This window comes from Helicobacter pylori, from assembly GCF_006439795.1.
GTDB classification, from domain to species: Bacteria; Campylobacterota; Campylobacteria; order Campylobacterales; family Helicobacteraceae; genus Helicobacter; species Helicobacter pylori_CR.
Genome location: NZ_VEYL01000009.1, coordinates 15030 through 34349, shown reverse-complemented (window position 1 = coordinate 34349; position 19320 = coordinate 15030). Strand labels below are relative to the sequence as shown.

General features: G+C 39.2%; 17 protein-coding genes and 1 tRNA gene. 11 read left to right on the top strand and 7 right to left on the bottom strand.

Going from position 1 to position 19320, the window contains the following annotated elements; translation table 11 throughout:
- Nucleotides 1-8: 8 nt before the first annotated feature.
- The 3 genes from FIM66_RS05010 to FIM66_RS05000 form a co-directional block, all read right to left on the bottom strand.
- Entirely contained in the window at nucleotides 9-824 is an 816-nt protein-coding gene (locus FIM66_RS05010; RefSeq protein ID WP_140600140.1) for a DNA-methyltransferase, read from the bottom strand.
- A 3-nt stretch (nucleotides 825-827) separates the two neighbouring features.
- Nucleotides 828-1826, bottom strand: a complete 999-nt coding sequence (locus FIM66_RS05005) for an HTH domain-containing protein (protein ID WP_140600139.1) — start codon at nucleotides 1824-1826, stop codon at nucleotides 828-830.
- A gap of 215 nt (nucleotides 1827-2041) precedes the next feature.
- Nucleotides 2042-2133 (bottom strand) — tRNA-Ser (locus FIM66_RS05000).
- Between the two features lie 132 nt (nucleotides 2134-2265).
- Here FIM66_RS05000 and fabD point away from each other — a divergent pair.
- From fabD to tlpC, 9 genes are all read left to right on the top strand, one after another.
- Complete coding sequence (gene fabD / locus FIM66_RS04995) at nucleotides 2266-3195, top strand: ACP S-malonyltransferase (RefSeq protein WP_108337884.1); 930 nt, start codon at nucleotides 2266-2268, stop codon at nucleotides 3193-3195.
- A gap of 10 nt (nucleotides 3196-3205) precedes the next feature.
- Entirely contained in the window at nucleotides 3206-3901 is a 696-nt protein-coding gene (locus FIM66_RS04990; RefSeq protein WP_140547931.1) for a 5'-methylthioadenosine/adenosylhomocysteine nucleosidase, read from the top strand.
- A 222-nt stretch (nucleotides 3902-4123) separates the two neighbouring features.
- A complete protein-coding gene (gene rpoD / locus FIM66_RS04985) occupies nucleotides 4124-6163 on the top strand; it encodes an RNA polymerase sigma factor RpoD (protein WP_140547932.1) in 2040 nt (679 codons plus the stop codon).
- A gap of 19 nt (nucleotides 6164-6182) precedes the next feature.
- Nucleotides 6183-7556 carry a C40 family peptidase gene (locus tag FIM66_RS04980; RefSeq protein ID WP_140490381.1) on the top strand — a complete coding sequence of 458 codons (1374 nt, stop codon included), beginning with the start codon at nucleotides 6183-6185 and terminating at the stop codon, nucleotides 7554-7556.
- A gap of 53 nt (nucleotides 7557-7609) precedes the next feature.
- On the top strand, nucleotides 7610-8962 hold the full coding sequence (locus FIM66_RS04975; protein WP_000061414.1) for an FAD-dependent oxidoreductase: 1353 nt from the start codon (nucleotides 7610-7612) through the stop codon (nucleotides 8960-8962).
- A gap of 6 nt (nucleotides 8963-8968) precedes the next feature.
- Nucleotides 8969-9157 (top strand): DUF5408 family protein, encoded by a 189-nt coding sequence (locus FIM66_RS04970; RefSeq protein WP_001178792.1) that lies wholly within the window; start codon nucleotides 8969-8971, stop codon nucleotides 9155-9157.
- Nucleotides 9158-9448: 291 nt separating this feature from the next.
- The gene (gene rplM, locus FIM66_RS04965) at nucleotides 9449-9874 is read left to right on the top strand and encodes a 50S ribosomal protein L13 (protein ID WP_000167675.1); all 426 of its coding nucleotides are present in this window, start codon (nucleotides 9449-9451) and stop codon (nucleotides 9872-9874) included.
- Complete coding sequence (gene rpsI, locus FIM66_RS04960; RefSeq protein ID WP_001227270.1) at nucleotides 9871-10260, top strand: 30S ribosomal protein S9; 390 nt, start codon at nucleotides 9871-9873, stop codon at nucleotides 10258-10260. The genes rplM and rpsI overlap by 4 nt, the downstream gene beginning before the upstream one ends.
- A 154-nt stretch (nucleotides 10261-10414) precedes the next feature.
- Nucleotides 10415-12436, top strand: coding sequence for a methyl-accepting chemotaxis protein TlpC (tlpC, locus tag FIM66_RS04955; RefSeq protein ID WP_140600138.1), 2022 nt, complete (start codon nucleotides 10415-10417; stop codon nucleotides 12434-12436).
- Between the two features lie 373 nt (nucleotides 12437-12809).
- On the opposite strand, the gene FIM66_RS04950 is transcribed toward tlpC, so the two are convergent.
- The 4 genes from FIM66_RS04950 to rpsT form a co-directional block, all read right to left on the bottom strand.
- The gene (locus tag FIM66_RS04950) at nucleotides 12810-14537 is read right to left on the bottom strand and encodes a dentin sialophosphopreproprotein (RefSeq protein ID WP_140600137.1); all 1728 of its coding nucleotides are present in this window, start codon (nucleotides 14535-14537) and stop codon (nucleotides 12810-12812) included.
- A 246-nt stretch (nucleotides 14538-14783) separates the two neighbouring features.
- Nucleotides 14784-15551 carry an outer membrane protein gene (locus FIM66_RS04945; RefSeq protein ID WP_140498832.1) on the bottom strand — a complete coding sequence of 256 codons (768 nt, stop codon included), beginning with the start codon at nucleotides 15549-15551 and terminating at the stop codon, nucleotides 14784-14786.
- A 420-nt stretch (nucleotides 15552-15971) separates the two neighbouring features.
- A complete protein-coding gene (gene prfA, locus FIM66_RS04935) occupies nucleotides 15972-17030 on the bottom strand; it encodes a peptide chain release factor 1 (RefSeq protein ID WP_120896683.1) in 1059 nt (352 codons plus the stop codon).
- 121 nt (nucleotides 17031-17151) lie between these two features.
- On the bottom strand, nucleotides 17152-17421 hold the full coding sequence (rpsT, locus tag FIM66_RS04930; protein WP_001273632.1) for a 30S ribosomal protein S20: 270 nt from the start codon (nucleotides 17419-17421) through the stop codon (nucleotides 17152-17154).
- A gap of 89 nt (nucleotides 17422-17510) precedes the next feature.
- Here rpsT and glmM point away from each other — a divergent pair, with 89 nt between their 5' ends.
- The gene (gene glmM / locus FIM66_RS04925) at nucleotides 17511-18848 is read left to right on the top strand and encodes a phosphoglucosamine mutase (protein ID WP_140600136.1); all 1338 of its coding nucleotides are present in this window, start codon (nucleotides 17511-17513) and stop codon (nucleotides 18846-18848) included.
- Entirely contained in the window at nucleotides 18842-19315 is a 474-nt protein-coding gene (lspA, locus tag FIM66_RS04920) for a signal peptidase II (RefSeq protein WP_140490391.1), read from the top strand. Before glmM ends, lspA begins: the two co-directional genes overlap by 7 nt.
- The last annotated feature ends 5 nt before the right edge of the window (nucleotides 19316-19320 follow it).

Sequence of the window (19320 nt, the reverse complement as noted above, 5' to 3'; positions counted from 1 at the left end):
AAAGGGGCTTAAAGGAAACTTAAATCTTTAATCTTGGATCTAATCTCTTTAAAGCGAGCGTCTAATTCTAATTTTCTGTTCATTGATATTTGGATAAACTCGCTTTCTTTTTCTATACCGATAAATTCCCTCTTCAAAAGATTGGCCGCAATGCCTGTGGTAGAGCTCCCGCTAAAAGGATCGCCAATGAGGGAATTTCTATCGCTCGCCATTAAAAGCAAGCGCACCAATAAAGCGAGGGGTTTTTGAGTGGGGTGCTTGCCATTGGCTTTTTCCCACGGAGCGATCGCTGGGAAGCTCCACACATCGCGCATTTGTTTATCCTTATTGATCTTTTTTAAAATCTCATAGTTAAAAACATGCTTGTGTTTGCGGCTTTTTCTCGCCCACTCAGCTGAATGCGTCAGATAACGGCAGCTGAAATTGGGGGGAGGGTTGGTTTTTTGCCAAGTGATGAGGTTTAAAATCTTAAAATCTAGTTTTTGTAAAATACGCCCCAATGAAAAGATATTGTGGTAAGTCCCGCTGATTAAAAGGCTTCCTGTGTTTTTTAAAGCCTTTTTGGCGTTGTTTATCCACTGGTAATTAAACTCATCAATATCGTCAATCCCGTCTTCTTTATCCCAATCGCCTTTATTGACGCTCACGATTTTACCGCTCTGTATGCTTAAGCCGTCATTAGAAAGGAAATAAGGCGGATCGGCAAAAATCAAATCAAAAGCATTTTCAAATTGGGGCAAAACCTCATTACAATCCCCTTGATAAAGGGTGAAAAGCTGGTCTTGGCTTTTAAAAATGGGACAAGAAAGATAAGACGCTCCCATTTTTTATTCTGCTTTAATGCCTTTATCTTCAATGTGTTTTTCAATGTGTTTTTGCATTGCTTCATCATCAAACACTTCATCAAAAAACTCCCCCATATCCACTGCCGTATCAAGTCCTTTTTCAATTTGCTTGTTAATGTTTGCCATAAAAGGCTTAAAATCCTTCGGACTTTGTTCTATAAGCATGTTAAGTGTGGGTATATCAATCTCTCTTTCTTTAGCTGGCAACAAGATTTTGGAGTTTGAAATCTCAGATTCTAGCTTGATCACCCCTATACCAAAGCTTTGGTTGAGCCGTCTTAATTCGACCAAAACTTTATCTTCAATCTCTTCAAAAACCACCAAATACCCCTCATTAGCCCAAGTAGAATTGCTCACTGCTTGAAAATAGTTTTCTTTTAAATTGGAAAAACTAAGCTCTTTTTTAAGCTCAAAGGAAAAAAGCTTGTGTCTTTTTTGACCGGTATGGTGTAAAAATTTCAAAGTTTCTTCTTTATATTTATTGTAGGGAAAATATTTATTATAGGGAAAATACACGCCCACGATGTCAGGATAACTCCACTTGCATTCGCCCCTTTCGCCTTTTTTACATTCTTCATGGCGGATGGTTTTGCATAGGAGCTTGAAATTTGGATCTTCGCTGAGGAATTTCACAAGCAGTGAGTGTAAAACCCTTTCATGAAAAGAGTTTTTTGTTTTTTTGGCTGTGCCTGAACACTCGCTCTGTTCATCATCTTCTTCTTTGGCATCTAGGGTTTTTTGTGGAGGAAATTCTCTTTCACGAGATTTGAGCCAATAGCAATAGGTTCCTTTTTCTTTGTGCGCAACATAAAATTGCTTCTTGTCTTCACGAATTGCTATTTCAAAACTAACCTTAGGTATTTTTCCGCCGTTGCGTTCTTTATCTGATCCCATTTCACAAGCTTTCTCCCAAATTTCTTTAACTTTCAAAGGCCTCTCTGCTTGTTCTAAAACTTTCTTACCTAATTCTCTGTAAGTCATGTTCTTTCTTTTTTATGATTGTAATGGAAACGATTATACTCAAAATGTTTGAAAATACCGCAGTGGATATAGGGTTTAGGCTGGGTGTCTCTCTTCACCCAACCTAAAATTTGTATTTGTAAAATCTGTAAAAGGAGTGTCGTAAAAGGAATGCTTAGAAACTATGGTGTCTCGTTAATACATTCTAAACAAAAAGTTTTTAAAGGCAAAAAGGCTGGCGGACAGGGAGGGATTCGAACCCTCGGTAACCTTGACGGCTACGCATCCTTAGCAGGGATGTGGTTTCAGCCAACTCACCCACCTGTCCTCATTCACAAAGTGGAATTATAGTAAAAATAAGTTAAAATAAACCTTAAACTTTAATGGTTTCTAAACAAAACTAAGGGCTTTTATATTACAATTTTAAATTATGGATTAATAAAATTTAAAGGATAACACCATGCAATACGCGCTATTATTTCCAGGGCAAGGCTCGCAATGTATAGGAATGGGGAAATCATTCTATGAGAGCCACACCCTAGCTAAAGAATTGTTTGAAAGGGCTTCTAACGTGCTTAAAGTGGATATGAAAAAAACGCTTTTTGAAGAAAATGAGCTTTTAAAAGAGAGCGCTTACACCCAGCCTGCCATTTATTTAGTGAGCTATATCGCTTACCAATTGCTCAACAAGCAAGCAAATGGGGGGTTAAAACCCGTTTTTGCTTTAGGGCATTCGCTCGGCGAAGTGAGCGCGGTGTCTTTGAGCGGGGCGTTAGATTTTGAAAAAGCCCTTAAACTCACGCACCAAAGAGGCAAAATGATGCAAGAAGCGTGCGCGAATAAAGACGCTTCCATGATGGTCGTTTTGGGCGTTTCTGAAGAAAGTCTTTTGAGTTTGTGTCAAAGAACCAAAAACGTGTGGTGCGCCAATTTCAATGGCGGCATGCAAGTGGTTTTAGCCGGGATTAAAGACGATTTGAAAGCCCTAGAGCCGACTTTAAAGGAAATGGGGGCTAAAAGAGTGGTTTTTTTAGAAATGAGCGTGGCGAGCCATTGCCCTTTTTTAGAGCCTATGATTTTTAAATTCCAGGAATTGCTAGAAAAAAGCCTAAAAGATAAATTCCATTTTGAAATCATCTCCAATGCGACTAACGAAGCGTATCACAACAAAGCAAAAGCCGTTGAATTATTGAGCTTGCAACTCACTCAGCCGGTGCGTTATCAAGACTGCGTGAAATCTAACAACGACCGAGTGGATGTCTTTTTTGAATTAGGCTGCGGGAGCGTGTTAAAGGGGCTTAACAAGCGATTGAGCAATAAGCCTACTATAAGCGTGGGGGATAATAAAGGGCTTGATGAAGCCATTGAGTTTTTAGAAGAATACGTGTGATGGGGAGGAAATGGTGCAAAAAATTGGCATTTTGGGGGCGATGAGAGAAGAAATAACCCCTATTTTAGAATTGTTTGGCGTGGGTTTTGAAGAGATCCCTTTAGGGGGGAATGTTTTCCATAAAGGCGTTTATAATGATAAAGAAATCATTGTCGCTTATAGCAAGATTGGCAAGGTGCATTCCACTTTAACCACAACGAGCATGATTTTAGCGTTTGGCGTTCAAAAGGTGCTTTTTAGCGGGGTGGCTGGGAGTTTGGTTAAAGATTTAAAAATCAATGATTTGTTAGTGGCTAACCAATTAGTCCAGCATGATGTGGATTTGAGCGCGTTTGATCACCCTTTAGGGTTTATCCCTGAAAGTGCGATTTTTATTGAAACGAGCGAAAGTTTGAACGCTTTAGCTAAAAAAGTCGCTAATGAGCAACATATCGCGCTCAAAGAAGGCGTCATCGCATCAGGCGATCAGTTTGTACATAGCAAAGAAAGGAAAGAATTTTTAGTTAGCGAGTTTAAGGCGAGCGCAGTGGAAATGGAGGGAGCGAGCGTGGCGTTTGTGTGCCAAAAATTTGGCGTGCCATGCTGCGTGCTAAGGAGCATTAGCGATAACGCTGATGAGGAAGCTAACATGAGCTTTGATGCGTTTTTAGAAAAAAGCACTCAAACTTCAGCGAAATTTTTAAAAAGCATGGTGGATAAGCTTTAAGTTTGTTTTTATAGAGTTATGGAATGGAGTGGTGGAATGTAAAAAAGCTTTTTAGTATTTTTTACATTTTGTGATGAATATTTAATAAAGTGGGGAAAAATTCCAATAATATAATTAGAATTTAAGCTATTTTTTAGTAAAATGGCAAAGGATTAGGTGTATCTTATCTTATGAACCTAGCTTTTGATTGAAAGCATGGGTTCTTATTTTATGGAGTGTCCAATGAAAAAGAAAGCTAACGAAGAAAAAGCCCCCAAAAGAGCTAAACAGGAAGCCAAAGCAGAAGCCACACAAGAAATTAAACAAGAAAACAAAGCTAAAGAAAGCAACAAAACCAAAGAGAGCAAAATTAAAGAAGCCAAAACCAAAGAAAGCAAAGTCAAAGAAACAGCGAAAGAGCCTGTTCCTGTTAAAAAGCTTAGTTTTAATGAAGCGTTAGAAGAATTGTTCGCTAATTCCTTAAGCGATTGCGTTTCTTATGAGTCCATCATTCAAATCAGCACGAAAGTCCCCACTCTAGCCCAAATCAAAAAAATCAAAGAATTGTGCCAAAAATACCAAAAGAAATTGGTCAGCTCTTCAGAATACGCTAAAAAACTCAATGCGATTGATAAGATTAAAAACACCGAAGAAAAGCAAAAAGTTTTAGATGAAGAATTAGAAGATGGCTATGACTTTTTGAAAGAAAAGGATTTTTTAGAGTGGAGCAGGAGCGATAGCCCGGTGCGCATGTATTTGCGTGAAATGGGGGATATAAAACTTTTAAGCAAAGATGAAGAAATTGAATTGAGCAAGCAAATCCGCTTGGGTGAAGACATTATTTTAGACGCGATCTGCTCGGTGCCGTATTTGATTGATTTTATTTATGCGTATAAAGACGCTTTAATCAATCGTGAACGAAGGGTCAAAGAGCTTTTCAGGAGCTTTGATGATGACGATGAAAATAGCGTGAGCGATTCTAAAAAAGATGACGACAACGAAGAATACGAAGAAAACGAAGAAAGGAAAAAAGTCGTTTCCGAAAAAGACAAGAAGCGCGTAGAAAAGGTTCAAGAAAGCTTTAAAGCCCTAGATAAGGCTAAAAAAGAATGGCTCAAAGCCCTTGAAGCCCCTGTAGATGAAAAAGAAGATGAGCTAGTGCGTTTATTGACCCTAGCTTACAAACGCCAAACGCTCAAAGACAGACTCTATGATTTAGAGCCTACTAGCAAACTGATTAATGAATTAGTCAAAACGATGGAGACCACTTTAAAAAGCGGCGATGGGTTTGAAAAAGAGTTGAAACGCTTGGAATACAAGCTACCCTTATTCAATGATGTTTTGATCGCTAACCATAAAAAAATTCTCGCTAATATCACTAACATGACTAAAGAAGATATTATCGCTCAAGTGCCAGAAGCGACTATGGTGAGCGTGTATATGGATCTCAAAAAACTCTTTTTGACTAAAGAAGCGAGCGAAGAAGGCTTTGATTTAGCCCCTAACAAGCTAAAAGAAATTTTAGAGCAAATCAAAAGAGGGAAATTGATTTCCGATCGCGCTAAAAACAAAATGGCTAAATCCAATTTAAGGTTGGTAGTGAGCATCGCTAAACGATTCACAAGTAGAGGCTTACCTTTCTTGGATTTGATCCAAGAGGGCAATATCGGCTTGATGAAAGCAGTGGATAAGTTTGAGCATGAAAAGGGCTTCAAGTTTTCTACCTATGCGACCTGGTGGATCAAACAAGCTATTAGCAGAGCCATAGCCGATCAAGCCCGCACTATCCGCATCCCCATTCACATGATTGACACCATTAATCGCATCAATAAAGTCATGCGCAAACACATTCAAGAAACCGGCAAAGAGCCTGATTTAGAAGTGGTGGCTGAAGAAGTGGGGCTTTCGTTAGATAAAGTGAAGAATGTGATTAAGGTTACCAAAGAGCCTATCAGTTTGGAAACCCCAGTCGGCAATGATGATGACGGCAAATTTGGGGATTTTGTGGAAGATAAGAATATCGTTAGTTCTATTGATCACATCATGCGCGAAGACTTAAAAGCACAAATTGAAAGCGTTTTGGATCAGTTGAATGAGCGAGAAAAAGCGGTGATCCGCATGCGTTTTGGGCTTTTAGACGATGAAAGCGATCGAACTTTAGAAGAAATCGGCAAGGAATTGAATGTTACGAGAGAAAGGGTACGCCAGATTGAAAGCTCTGCGATCAAAAAATTGAGAAGCCCGCAATACGGGCGCATTTTAAGAAACTATTTGCGCATTTGATGTTAAGGTTCTCTAAAGCATGCGTTATTTTCTTGTAGTTTTCTTGTTTTTGTTTGTGGGTTGCATGAAAAAGGATTTCACGCTCAAAGATTTATCCTTGCCCCAAGAGGCTTCAAGCTATCTTGCAAACTCTCAAAATGATAGTCATAATAACCAAAGCATTGACCCCCAAGCGTTAAGAGAAAATCTAAAAGAGAGCTATCTCAAAGCGTGGTATTCCCCATGGCTAGATGCGAAAATCAAAAGCAATAAAAAAGAAGTGTTTTGGATCCTTAAGGAGATGAATAAATCCACCGGTTATGGCGAAGATCTAAAACCCAACGCAAAAGCTTTCAATGACGAGCTTATTAAAAGCATGGATATTGAGCATTACCCGAGTGCTAATATTAAGGCTGTTGTGGTGCGAGATAGCGATGTGAGGGCTGTGCCTACTAACAAACCTTATTACCTTTCTCAAAAAGGCTATCCTTTTGATAGGTATCAAAATTCGCTGATTTTTCAAGGCACGCCGGTTTTGATCACGCATTTTAATACGGATAAAACTTACGCCCATATTCAAAGCAGTTTTGTTTATGGCTGGATTAAAGTTAGCGATTTAGCTTACATGCATGATAAAGACATAGAGCTTTTAACCAAGCTTAAAAATTATGTCATGCCTATAAAAGATAAAATCCCCCTTTATACAGACTATGGGGATTTTTACACCAATGCTAGGGTGGGCGAATTGTTCGCTCTCATCCCCCAAAGTCAAAACGCATCTCAAAACCCCCCAAAAAAGGAATTGAAAGCCTATGGTTTTTTGAGGGATTCTAAAGGCTATGCGACCTTACAAAGCGTGATCTTGAATGAAAAAGATTTTTTTGTTTTCCCTAAGGCTTTTACTAGCGAGAACATGGCGTATTTTATAGACACCATGCTAGGGCAAAAATACGGCTGGGGTGGGCTATTGGGTAATAGGGATTGCTCGGCTTTCACTAGGGATAGTTTTGCTAATTTTGGTATTTTGCTCCCCAGAAATTCCTACGCGCAAAGCCGTTATGCGAACAATTATGTGGATTTAAGCTCCATGAAAGCCAAAGAAAAAGAAGATTACATCCTTAAAAACGCCACGCCTTTTGGAACGCTCATCTATTTAAAAGGGCATATCATGCTCTATTTAGGCGCATACAACCATCAAGCGATAGTCGCTCACAGCATTTGGTCGGTGCAAACCCAAAAGCATTTTAAAACCTTGAGCCATAAAATAGGGGGCGTGGTGATCACTTCATTATGGTTAGCCGAAGAACATAATGGGGCGTTTTCTAAAAAGAAATTATTGATTGACAGGGTGCTTGGAATGAGCGATTTGAAAGATTTTGTCAATAAAACTTCAAGCCCTTTGAATGCGAATTGATTTTCTTATACTATGATTACGATTCATTAATTTAAAACATTTGGAGAAAGACAATGAGTATGGAATTTGATGCTGTTATTATTGGAGGTGGGGTTTCAGGGTGCGCGACCTTTTATACTTTGAGCGAATACAGCTCTTTAAAGCGCGTGGCTATCGTGGAAAAATGCTCTAAATTGGCTCAAATCAGCTCCAGCGCTAAAGCTAATTCGCAAACCATTCATGATGGCTCTATTGAAACGAATTACACTCCCGAAAAAGCTAAAAAAGTGCGTTTGAGCGCTTATAAGACCAGGCAATACGCGCTCAATAAAGGCTTGCAAAATGAAGTGATTTTTGAAACCCAGAAAATGGCTATAGGCGTGGGCGATGAAGAATGCGAGTTCATGAAAAAACGCTACGAATCCTTTAAAGAAATCTTTGTGGGGTTAGAAGAATTTGACAAACAAAAGATTAAAGAATTAGAGCCTAATGTGATTTTAGGGGCTAATGGCATAGACAGGCATGAAAACATTATCGGGCATGGTTATCAAAAAGATTGGAGCACCATGAATTTTGCGAAGTTGAGTGAAAACTTCGTTGAAGAAGCCCTAAAATTAAAGCCTAACAACCAGGTGTTTTTGAATTTCAAAGTGAAAAAGATTGAAAAACGCAACGACACTTACGCCGTAATTTCTGAAGACGCTGAAGAAGTGTATGCTAAATTCGTGCTGGTCAATGCCGGCTCTTACGCTTTGCCTTTGGCTCAGAGCATGGGCTATGGCCTGGATTTAGGGTGCTTGCCTGTGGCGGGCAGCTTTTATTTTGTGCCGGATTTATTAAGGGGTAAGGTTTATACCGTTCAAAACCCCAAACTCCCTTTTGCAGCCGTGCATGGCGACCCTGATGCTGTCATTAAAGGAAAAACACGAATCGGGCCTACCGCTTTAACGATGCCTAAATTGGAGCGCAACAAATGTTGGCTTAAGGGCATTAGTTTGGAATTGTTGAAAATGGATTTGAATAAAGATGTGTTTAAAATCGCGTTTGATTTGATGAGCGATAAAGAAATCCGTAATTATGTGTTTAAAAACATGGTTTTTGAATTGCCTATTATCGGTAAAAGGAAATTTTTAAAAGACGCTCAAAAAATCATCCCCTCTCTTAGCCTAGAAGATTTAGAATACGCTCATGGTTTTGGCGAAGTGCGCCCGCAAGTTTTAGACAGAACCAAGCGAAAACTGGAATTAGGCGAAAAAAAGATTTGCACCCATAAAGGCATCACTTTTAACATGACCCCTTCTCCAGGCGCGACGAGTTGCTTGCAAAACGCCCTTGTGGATTCCCAAGAAATCGCTGCGTATTTGGGCGAGAGCTTTGAATTAGAACGCTTTTACAAAGATTTATCCCCAGAAGAATTGGAAAATTAAAAACGCATGCAAAACGAACAAGAAGCCCGAGAAATCGCTAAAAAAGCCGTTAAAATCGTGTTTTTTTTAGGGCTTGTGGTGGTGCTTTTGATGATGATAAACCTTTACATGCTCATCAATCAAATCAACGCGAGTGCTCAAATGAGCCAACAAATCAAAAAGATAGAAGAAAGGCTTAATCAGGAGCGAAAATAAAGGCTTTTTGTATTTTTACGATCAAATAGTAAAAAGCTTATCTTTTAATCAAGCGGTAATTTTTTAAGCGGTCTTTTGGGGTTAGAGGGTTTTTGGTTGGGGGTTAAGGGGGCATTATCGCAAAATACCCTCTATCCTCTTAAGGAAATGGGTTTTACTATAAAGTAAAATCTGAAACGATAAAACAAAGTAGCCAAAATCCCCTTTTTAAACTTTAAACTTTCCTTAAATTCAACAATATTTAAGCTTATTTCCTTATAATGAGTGCTTTAATTTTATCAAAGGATTCTCATGACAAAGACCGCTAAAGTCAATGACATCGTTCGTGATTGGGTCGTTTTAGACGCTAAAGACAAAGTTTTTGGCCGCTTGATCACTGAAATCGCTGTGCTTTTAAGAGGCAAACACCGCCCTTTTTACACCCCTAATGTGGATTGTGGGGATTTTGTAGTGGTTATCAACGCTAATAAGGTTAAATTTTCAGGCATGAAATTAGAGGATAAAGAGTATTTTACCCATTCAGGCTATTTTGGCAGCACTAAGAGCAAGACTCTCCAAGAAATGCTAGAAAAAACCCCCGAAAAGCTCTACCACTTAGCCGTTAGGGGCATGCTCCCTAAAACGAAATTAGGGAAAGCGATGATTAAAAAACTCAAAGTTTATCGTGACGATAAACACCCTCACACCGCACAAACTAGCAAAAAGGACGCTAAATGAGAAAAATCTATGCTACCGGTAAAAGAAAAACCGCTATCGCTAAAGTGTGGCTCACTCCGGGTAAAGGCGAATTGAGTATCAATGAGCAGAGCCTGAATCAATGGTTAGGCGGGCATGAAGCCATTAAAATGAAAGTCATGCAGCCCTTGCTTTTAACCAAACAAGAGCAATCTGTGGATATTAAAGCGGTGGTTTTTGGGGGGGGCTACTCAGCGCAAGCGGAAGCCTTAAGGCATGGCATTTCTAAAGCTTTGAACGCTTATGATATTGCTTTTAGAGCCGTTTTAAAACCTAAAGGCTTGCTCACTAGGGATTCAAGGGTGGTTGAACGCAAAAAATATGGTAAAAGAAAGGCTAGAAGAAGCCCGCAATTCTCCAAAAGGTAATTTTTATTTCTTTTTGCCTCTTTTTTGGGGGAGCTTTGGAGGGCTTTGGCTCTCTTTTATTTTCTGCTTTTTTGTCCTCTCTTGTTTTATTAAAATTTCAAATATAATGTATAATAATCGTTCTCTATCAATTCGTTTTAAAAGGGCAAAGAGAATGAAATCTACAAGAATTGGTTCTAAAATCGTCATGATGGTGTGTGCGGTTGTCATTGCGATTAGCACTGTTATGGGCGTTATTATCAGCTACAAGGTTGAAAGCGTGTTGCAAAGCCAAGCCACAGAATTGCTGCAAAAAAAAGCTCAATTAGTCAGTTTTAAGATTCAAAGCATCATGAAGCGTATTTTTATTGGCGCTAACACCCTTGAAAGGTTTTTAAGCGATGAAAATAGTGCTATCAACGACACCCTAAAAAGGCGCATGCTCTCTGAGTTTTTACTGGCAAACCCTCATGTGTTATTGATTAGCGCGATTTATACGAATAATAATGGACGAGTCATCACTGCCATGAACATGGATTCAAAAATCGCTTACCCTAATACCACGCTCAATGAAAACATGATTAATCAAATCCATTCGCTCAAAAGTATAACCCATTCAGATCCCTATTATAAAGAGGTTAATGGCGATAAAATCTATGGCATGGATATTACCCTCCCCCTAATGGGTAAAAATCAAAATGTGATAGGCGCGCTGAACCTCTTTTTAAACATTGACGCTTTTTATACCGATGTAATAGGCCAAAATAAGAGCAACACCTTTTTAATGGGGAAAGATGGCAGGATTTTAATCAACCCTAATCGTGAGATTCAAGATAAAATTTTAAGCGCTATCAATCCAGACAAACGAGTCGCTAAAGCTGTGGAGTATTACAATCAAAACGAAGCAGGGACTTTGAGCTACCATTCATTGAGCGGGAATACAGAAACCTTTTTAGCCATACAGCCCTTTGATCTTTTTGAAGAAAAAGGGAATAACGGCAATCATTGGCGTTGGGCAATCGGAAAATATGTCAATAAATCTTTAGTCTTTAAAGAAGCGGCAAACACCAAATTCATTATTATCACCACTTTGATTTTAGGCGTGCTGGTGTTAGCCTTTTTAGTCTTTATCATCGTTTCTAATCTCATAACCAAACGCATCAGTAGGGTCAATAACACCCTAAATGATTTTTTCAACTTGCTTAATAACCCCAAAAATAACCATGCCATAAGCCTAACGCCCCCAAGCGCTTATGATGAAATCGGGCAGATGCAAGCTTCTATCAATGAAAACATTCTTAAAACCCAAGAAAGCATTCAAGCCGATAATAAAGCCATTCAAAACAGCATTGAAGTGACAAACCATGTGGAAAATGGGGATTTCACGCAAGAAATCGCATGCGTGCCTAAAAATAAAGATTTGCAAGCCCTAAGAAATACGATTAATAGCATTATCCAGTATTTCCGTAACCAAATTGGCGCCAATATTGAAGCCCTAAATAACGCCCTAGAGCATTATAAGAACTTGGATTTCACCCACCACATCCAAAACCCTAAAGCCAACATGGAAAAAGCGCTCAACACTTTAGGGCAAGAAATTTCTAGCATGCTTAAAGCTTCTTTAGGGTTTGCAAACGCGCTCAATCATGAATCCAAAGATCTAAAAACTTGCGTGGATAACTTAACCAAAACCGCCCACAAACAAGAAAGAAGCCTGAAAAACACCACTCAATCTTTAGAAGAAATCACGAATATTATTACCACAATTGATTCTAAAAGCCAAGAGATGATCTCTCAAGGCGAAGACATTAAAAGCGTGGTGGATATGATTAGAGATATTGCCGATCAAACGAATTTATTAGCCCTAAACGCCGCTATTGAAGCCGCAAGAGCCGGCGAGCATGGCAGAGGCTTTGCGGTGGTGGCTGATGAGGTAAGAAAGCTCGCTGAAAGGACGCAAAAATCGCTCAGCGAGATTGAAGCCAATATTAATATCTTAGTTCAAAGCATCGCCGATAACGCTGAGTCTATCAAAATGCAAAACAAGGGCGTAGAAAACATCCACAACTCCATTAACGCCTTGCAACAAGATGTGCAGGATAATTTGACTATCGCTAATCATTCTTTACAAGTCAGCACTAAAATTGATGGGATTTCCCAAGATATTTTAGAAGATGTGAGCAAGAAGAAATTTTGATTTCTGCTTTTAATTTTGAGCGTCTAAAATGTGAAACCGCCTAAAGCAAGGGGCTTAAACGCTCTAACGAAGCTCAATATAAAAGGCTCTTTAAAGTCTGCAAAGACATTCCCTAGCCTAAAAGACTAAAGGTGTTTTGTTATCTTTTAGCTTGAATATAGCCTAACGGCTATGCGCTTGCATCTTGTGCCCTAAAGGACGGAGTTTTTTGCGTTCAGTTTGATAAAAAGCTTTGGTTGGATTTTAAAAAGCGTTCTTAAAGGGAGTTAGTTGGGGGTTAAAGGGGTATTCATCGCCAAAGTATCCCCCTTAAAAGAATTATAAATAAAAATATTAAGTTTTGGCTATCACTCTTTGATGTTGGGGGTTAATCTCAATTCCCCATATCGCCACCCATATCGTCGTTCATATCCCCCATATCGCCCATATCATCGTTGCCATTACCCATGTCATCGTTCATATCGTTGGCGTTGTTCATGTCATCGCCCATGTCGTTGCCGTTGTTCATGTCGTCATTAGCGTTACCCATATCATCGTTGCCGTTGCTCATGTTGCTCATATCATCAGTGTTGCCGGTATCCGTGTTACCGGTGTCCGTATTATTCATATCGCCGGTATTGTTGCCGCTAGCATCTTTATCATCAGTGGGAGTGTCAGTGGTGCTGGTATCGTTTGTGGTGCTAGTATCAGTGTGAGCATCATCGGTGTGAGTATCGTCGGTATTAGTGGCGCTGTTAGGGTTTATGAGCGCGTTACTCCCTTGATCCTTGCTGTCATTTGCATGGGTGTTGGCCATGTTGCTAGTAGGCGTTTGTTGCACAGGTTGTTGCATAGGGTTATTCATCGCATCATTCAAATCATCTCTGTCATCGCCATCAATTTTCAAACTCCCGTCTAAATAATTCCCCACCACATCGCTGCTATGGCTTAATTGTTGCACGCTGTCTAGGGCTTTATCCACTTGGGCTTGTTGCTCGCTTGAAAGCCCTTTTTGATCTTTTAAGTCATTGTCTAATTGGTTGAGATTGTTGTCTAATTTGTCTCTCACTTCCATAGCTTTATTGACCACTGAATCAATCTTACTAGGACTCGCCCCATCTTGCTTCATTTCTTTGATTTGCCCCACTAAATGGTTAAGCTCTTTGGCTTGAGAAGTTATCGCATCCACGCTTTTAGTGGGCATGGCTTTGGTGTGGAAAAGCGAATTGTCTTTGAGCATGCGGCTGTTGTCTAAATTGACTAAAGCACTATTCAAGCGGTTGGTTTGAATGCCTTTGCTGAATTTGGGATCACGATAAAAGTTCATAAGATTTGCTTGTTGTAAGGATTTATCGTCCTTATCGTCTCTGTCATCATCAGTAGGCGTATCAAGTTGGTTAATGGAAGCGTCATGGTCTAAAATCTCTTCTTGATCGAGCGCATACATATAATTTTCTAACATCAAGTAATCTTGAACTTGCATCATGAAAAACATGTTAGGGTAGAAGCCATACATGCCATCATAAAAGTCATAAAAATCATACATGCCCATGCCATACATGCCATACATACCCATGCCATACATGCCGTAATAAGGGCTATAGTAAGAGTTGTAATAGTTGTTGCTCCTGTAATAAGGGCTTTGAGCCTTTTCATTCTCTTGTTGTTTTTTAAGATACGCCCCTACCACGCTCAAATCAGCGAGCATTTTTTGAGCCGTTTTTTGATCTTTTAAAGAAATGCCTAAGGGGATATAAATACCGGTGCGGTAACTATAAAAAGAATCCCTAGCGATGATTTTAAGGCAATATTTCAAATTCTTTTGCAATTTTAGGGCTTGCCTCAAATGTGCATGCGCTCTAAAATTCCCCAAGATGCCAGAGCCAAAACGCATTTTTTCCACTAACGTGCTGAATTTTTTCGCATCGCCATTAGCCGCATTGATATAGTTTAAAGCCGTAGCTCCCCACTCTTTGGTGCTGCTTTTATAACCCCCAAAATTCACTATTTTTGGCGTTAATTCCCCTTTTAATTGCGAATCTTTTAAATCAAACAACGCCCTATTCACGCTGATAGCGTTCAAACTGAGTGTCATTATAAAAAGTATTTTTATAGCTTTCATTCATAACCTTAAAAAATATCTCTTGCGAGCATTATAGATTATTTTTAGAAATCAAAATGACTTTTGAAAACAAGCCAAAGTAAAAAATCAAATCCCAAAACAAAAGGTTCTGTTTTAAACGCTTTTTTAGTTTTAAAAAACTTTCTTAAACAAAAACCTAACCCCCAACACCACAAAATAAATACCACAAAAAAAGAAAAAAGAAACCAACAGAGAGAAACCCTCTATTGGAAAGAAGAGAAAGGTTTAGAAGTTGATCATGTAGTTAAAATAGATAGAGAAATTCCTTTTATAGAACACATCTACCGATCCATCTACGCCCCTTTCTTTATAGAATTGGTTGGTGAATAAAGGCAATTTAAGGCCCACTTCAATCCCGCTGTGTTTAGAAAAATTGCTCCTAAAACCAAATTCCACAGGCATTTGGAAGTAGCTCGTGTTCATGCTCGCTGAACAGCCGGCGGTGTTGTTGCAGATTTGCATCTGAGATTTCAAGTAGCTCTCTCCTTGAACGATAAACGAATCCCCTCCTAATCCAAAGCCTAGGAACAACCCTGCTGTGTTATAGCCCTCTTTACTTTCATAGAAGTTATAGAGCGCATCAAAGCCCACGCCATAAGTGAAGTTATTCACTTGAGACGCGCCCTCCATGATTCCAAGCTGGCTCCCCACAAAGCTTAAATTCGCATGGTTATAGCTGTAGTATCCATAAGACCTAAAGCCAAAGCGTTTGGTTTTGCCAAAGAACCACTTATACCCTGCCATCGCATCTACCCCATACATTTGCCCGTAATTATTGGTGTTAACCACGCTTGGCGTTTCTTGGGCTGGAGCTACTTGATTGCCGCCAAACATTGAAGTGTTTATCGGGGTGTTATTGTTAGCACCTGGGGTGCGGGTGGTGTTTTGGTTTTCTAAATTAGAATATTGAAACCCCCCTCCTAAAAACGCGCCGCTTTTTTCTGCCATAGACACACTAAAGGCTAACGCCATACCTAAAAAAACTTTTTTCATTTAAAACTCCTTAATGTGAGAAATCCTAAGGATTTCTTTTTTTATTGCATTCATGCATGCCGCAAAAATATGGGGATCATCAAAATTTGAGAGTTGCTCTCATACATTCGCTTCTACAGAATACAATTCGCTCTTACAAATATTGAGCTTTGAAGTTATATCATAAAAAAGTGAATTTTTTGTTAAAAATAGGTTAAATAAATCGTTTTATTTTTTAAAAGTGTATTTATATATAAAAATATATATATAGAATTTAAAATTATATTTATAACTAGATTTTATGGGAACTCTTACGCTGTTTTTGTGTGGGGTGAAAATTTAGAGCATGTAAACATGTTAGGGTTTGTGGTCGTAGTGGGTGGCTATCTTAAAAAATGCTTGAGTGTTTTATCGCTTTGTTTTATCGTTTTAGTAATGGTTTTATTCAAACTGGCTTTGGGCATGGGCGATTAAAGGGTTAATCACTTCATCTAAATTCCCTGAAAGCATGATTTCTTCTAAACTATACAGAGTTAAATTGATTCTATGTTCGCTCAAGCGGTTTTGCGGGTAATTATAAGTGCGGATCCGTTCGCTCCTGTCCCCACTACCCACTTGCTCCTTTCGGTCTTTAGCGTTAGCGAGTTGCTGCTCTTCAATTTGTTTTTCATAAAGGCGCGCTTTTAAGATTTTTAGGGCTTTATCCTTGTTTTTATGCTGGGATTTTTCATCTTGCATGCTCACGCTGATATTGGTGGGAAGGTGCGTGATGCGCACCGCAGAGTCTGTGGTGTTGACGCATTGCCCCCCATGCCCACCAGCGCGAAACACTTCAATCTTTAAATCGCTAGGGTTGATAGAAACTTCCACATCATCTACTTCAGGCATGATCGCTACTGTGATAGCGGAAGTGTGGATACGCCCTTGAGATTCTGTCTCGGGGACTCTTTGGACTCGATGCGTGCCTGCTTCAAATTTGAGCCTTGAATACACGCCCTTGCCCTTAATCAAAGCGATGATTTCTTTATAGCCCCCTACGCTGTTTTCGCTAGAGCTCACTACCTCTACTTTCCATTTTTTCAAATCCGCATAACGGCAATACGCCTTAAACAAATCCCCTACAAAAATGCCCGCTTCATCGCCCCCTGTGCCGGCTCTTAACTCTAAATAAATGTTTTTATCGTCATTAGGATCTTTAGGGATAAGGAGTTGTTTAATGGCAGTTTCTAGATCGCTTTTTTGGATTTCTAAAATTTTTAACTCTTCTTTAGCCAGTTCGCTCAATTCCTTGTCTTCTAAAAGCTCTTTATTTTCTTTGATATTCTCTAAAACGCTCAAATACTCCTTACTCGCTACAGAGATTTCTTCAATGGAGCTTTGCTCTTTGCTCAATTCGGTGAGTTTTTTAATATCGCTAATCACTTCAGCACTAGAAAGCAACGCTGTGAGTTCGTCGTATCGCTTGAGAATGGAAGAAAGCTTTTCAGCCAAAATAGACATGCAAGACTACCTATAAAAAGATGTGGATAAAAAGACGCAACAATCTAAAAAACGCAAAAACTCAAAAAGAAGCCCAATAATAAAAACCCATTATTGAGCTTGAAGAAGTCAAAAAACGCCCCTAAGCGAGAGCGATTTTTTTCACTGAAGCGTTAAGCCTTGAGACTTTCCTAGAAGCGGTGTTTTTCTTTAAAATCCCCTTGCTGACAAATTTGTGCAACTCTTTATTAGCGATTTTCAAACGCTCTTGAGCTTTTGCTACATCATTGACAGCGACCGCTTCACGCACGGCCTTAATGATATTTTTAACTTTAGTTTTATAGAACCTATTGCGTTCGGTTCTTTTAATGGTCTGTCTGATTCGCTTTTCTGCGGACTTATGATTTGCCATAGCCTTGTTTTAATCCCTTTGTAATGTAAAATTTGGCATAATCCTATCTAAAAATTGATTAAAAATAGTTTAAAAGGTATTTTATAACGATGAAAATTTTTGGGACTGATGGCGTGAGGGGTAAAGCAGGGGTGAAACTCACCCCCATGTTTGTGATGCGTTTGGGCATTGCCGCCGGATTGTATTTTAAAAAACATTCTAAAACGAATAAAATTTTAATTGGTAAAGACACCAGAAAAAGCGGCTATATGGTAGAAAACGCTTTAGTGAGCGCTTTAACTTCCATAGGCTATAATGTGATTCAAATAGGGCCTATGCCTACCCCTGCGATTGCGTTTTTAACCGAAGACATGCGCTGCGATGCGGGCATTATGATAAGCGCGAGCCACAACCCTTTTGAAGATAACGGCATTAAATTTTTCAATTCTTATGGTTATAAGCTTAAAGAAGAAGAAGAAAGAGCGATTGAAGAAATCTTTCATGATGAAAGATTGCTGCATTCCAGTTATAAAGTGGGCGAGAGCGTCGGTAGCGCTAAAAGGATAGACGATGTCATAGGGCGTTATATCGTGCATTTAAAGCACTCTTTCCCCAAACATTTGAATTTACAGAGTTTAAGGATCGTGCTAGATACGGCTAATGGTGCGGCTTATAAGGTGGCTCCGGTAGTTTTTAGCGAGCTTGGGGCTGATGTTTTGGTGATTAATGATGAGCCTAATGGGTATAATATTAATGAGCAATGCGGGGCTTTACACCCCAACCAGTTGAGCCAGGAAGTGAAAAAATACCGCGCGGATTTGGGCTTTGCTTTTGATGGCGATGCTGACAGGTTGGTGGTGGTAGATAATTTAGGGAATATCGTGCATGGGGATAAGCTTTTAGGGGTGTTAGGGGTTTATCAAAAATCTAAAAACGCCCTTTCTTCTCAAGCAATTGTCGCTACGAGCATGAGCAATTTAGCCCTTAAAGAATATTTAAAATCCCAAGATTTAGAGTTGAAGCATTGCGCGATTGGGGATAAGTTTGTGAGCGAATGCATGCAATTGAATAAAGCCAATTTTGGAGGCGAGCAAAGCGGGCATATCATTTTTAGCGATTACGCTAAAACGGGCGATGGCTTGGTGTGCGCTTTACAAGTGAGCGCATTAGTGTTAGAAAGCAAGCAAGTAAGCTCTGTTGCGCTAAACCCCTTTGAATTATACCCCCAAAGCCTAATAAATTTGAATATCCAAAAAAAGACTCCTTTAGAAAGCTTGAAAGGTTATAGCGCTCTTTTAAAAGAATTAGACAAGCTAGAAATCCGCCATTTGATCCGCTATAGTGGCACTGAAAACAAATTACGAATCCTTTTAGAAGCTAAAGATGAAAAACTTTTAGAATCCAAAATGCAAGAATTAAAAGAGTTTTTTGAAGGGCATTTGTGCTAAAAACCACAAAAAAAAGCTTGTTGATTTTTATAGGGGTTTTTTTTCTTATTTTTGGCGCGGATCAAGCGATTAAATACGCTATTTTAGAGGGGTTTCGCTATGAAAGTTTGATTATAGATATTGTTTTAGTGTTCAATAAAGGCGTGGCGTTTTCCTTGCTCAGTTTTTTAGAGTGGGGTTTGAAATACTTGCAAATCCTTTTGATTTTAGGGCTTTTTATCTTTTTAATGCGTCAAAAAGAGCTTTTTAAAACCCATGCGATAGAGTTTGGCATGGTATTTGGCGCTGGGGTTTCTAATGTTTTAGACCGGTTTGCGCATGGGGGCGTGGTGGATTATGTGTATTATCATTATGGGTTTGATTTTGCCATTTTTAACTTCGCTGATGTCATGATAGATGTGGGCGTGGGCGTTTTATTGTTGAAACAATTCTTTTTTAAGCAAAAACAAAACAAAATTAAGGCATAATTGCC

What these genes read in the sequence shown, in the direction of transcription:
- FIM66_RS04990 (WP_140547931.1), top strand. Translation starts at nt 3,206, where the DNA reads ATGGTGCAAAAAATTGGCATTTTGGGGGCGATGAGAGAAGAAATAACC.
- FIM66_RS04945 (WP_140498832.1), bottom strand. Translation starts at nt 15,551, where the DNA reads ATGAAAAAAGTTTTTTTAGGTATGGCGTTAGCCTTTAGTGTGTCTATG.
- FIM66_RS04950 (WP_140600137.1), bottom strand. Translation starts at nt 14,537, where the DNA reads ATGAAAGCTATAAAAATACTTTTTATAATGACACTCAGTTTGAACGCT.
- tlpC (WP_140600138.1), top strand. Translation starts at nt 10,415, where the DNA reads ATGAAATCTACAAGAATTGGTTCTAAAATCGTCATGATGGTGTGTGCG.
- FIM66_RS05010 (WP_140600140.1), bottom strand. Translation starts at nt 824, where the DNA reads ATGGGAGCGTCTTATCTTTCTTGTCCCATTTTTAAAAGCCAAGACCAG.
- rpsI (WP_001227270.1), top strand. Translation starts at nt 9,871, where the DNA reads ATGAGAAAAATCTATGCTACCGGTAAAAGAAAAACCGCTATCGCTAAA.
- rplM (WP_000167675.1), top strand. Translation starts at nt 9,449, where the DNA reads ATGACAAAGACCGCTAAAGTCAATGACATCGTTCGTGATTGGGTCGTT.
- fabD (WP_108337884.1), top strand. Translation starts at nt 2,266, where the DNA reads ATGCAATACGCGCTATTATTTCCAGGGCAAGGCTCGCAATGTATAGGA.
- FIM66_RS04980 (WP_140490381.1), top strand. Translation starts at nt 6,183, where the DNA reads ATGCGTTATTTTCTTGTAGTTTTCTTGTTTTTGTTTGTGGGTTGCATG.
- rpsT (WP_001273632.1), bottom strand. Translation starts at nt 17,421, where the DNA reads ATGGCAAATCATAAGTCCGCAGAAAAGCGAATCAGACAGACCATTAAA.
- prfA (WP_120896683.1), bottom strand. Translation starts at nt 17,030, where the DNA reads ATGTCTATTTTGGCTGAAAAGCTTTCTTCCATTCTCAAGCGATACGAC.
- glmM (WP_140600136.1), top strand. Translation starts at nt 17,511, where the DNA reads ATGAAAATTTTTGGGACTGATGGCGTGAGGGGTAAAGCAGGGGTGAAA.
- FIM66_RS04975 (WP_000061414.1), top strand. Translation starts at nt 7,610, where the DNA reads ATGAGTATGGAATTTGATGCTGTTATTATTGGAGGTGGGGTTTCAGGG.
- FIM66_RS05005 (WP_140600139.1), bottom strand. Translation starts at nt 1,826, where the DNA reads ATGACTTACAGAGAATTAGGTAAGAAAGTTTTAGAACAAGCAGAGAGG.
- rpoD (WP_140547932.1), top strand. Translation starts at nt 4,124, where the DNA reads ATGAAAAAGAAAGCTAACGAAGAAAAAGCCCCCAAAAGAGCTAAACAG.
- FIM66_RS04970 (WP_001178792.1), top strand. Translation starts at nt 8,969, where the DNA reads ATGCAAAACGAACAAGAAGCCCGAGAAATCGCTAAAAAAGCCGTTAAA.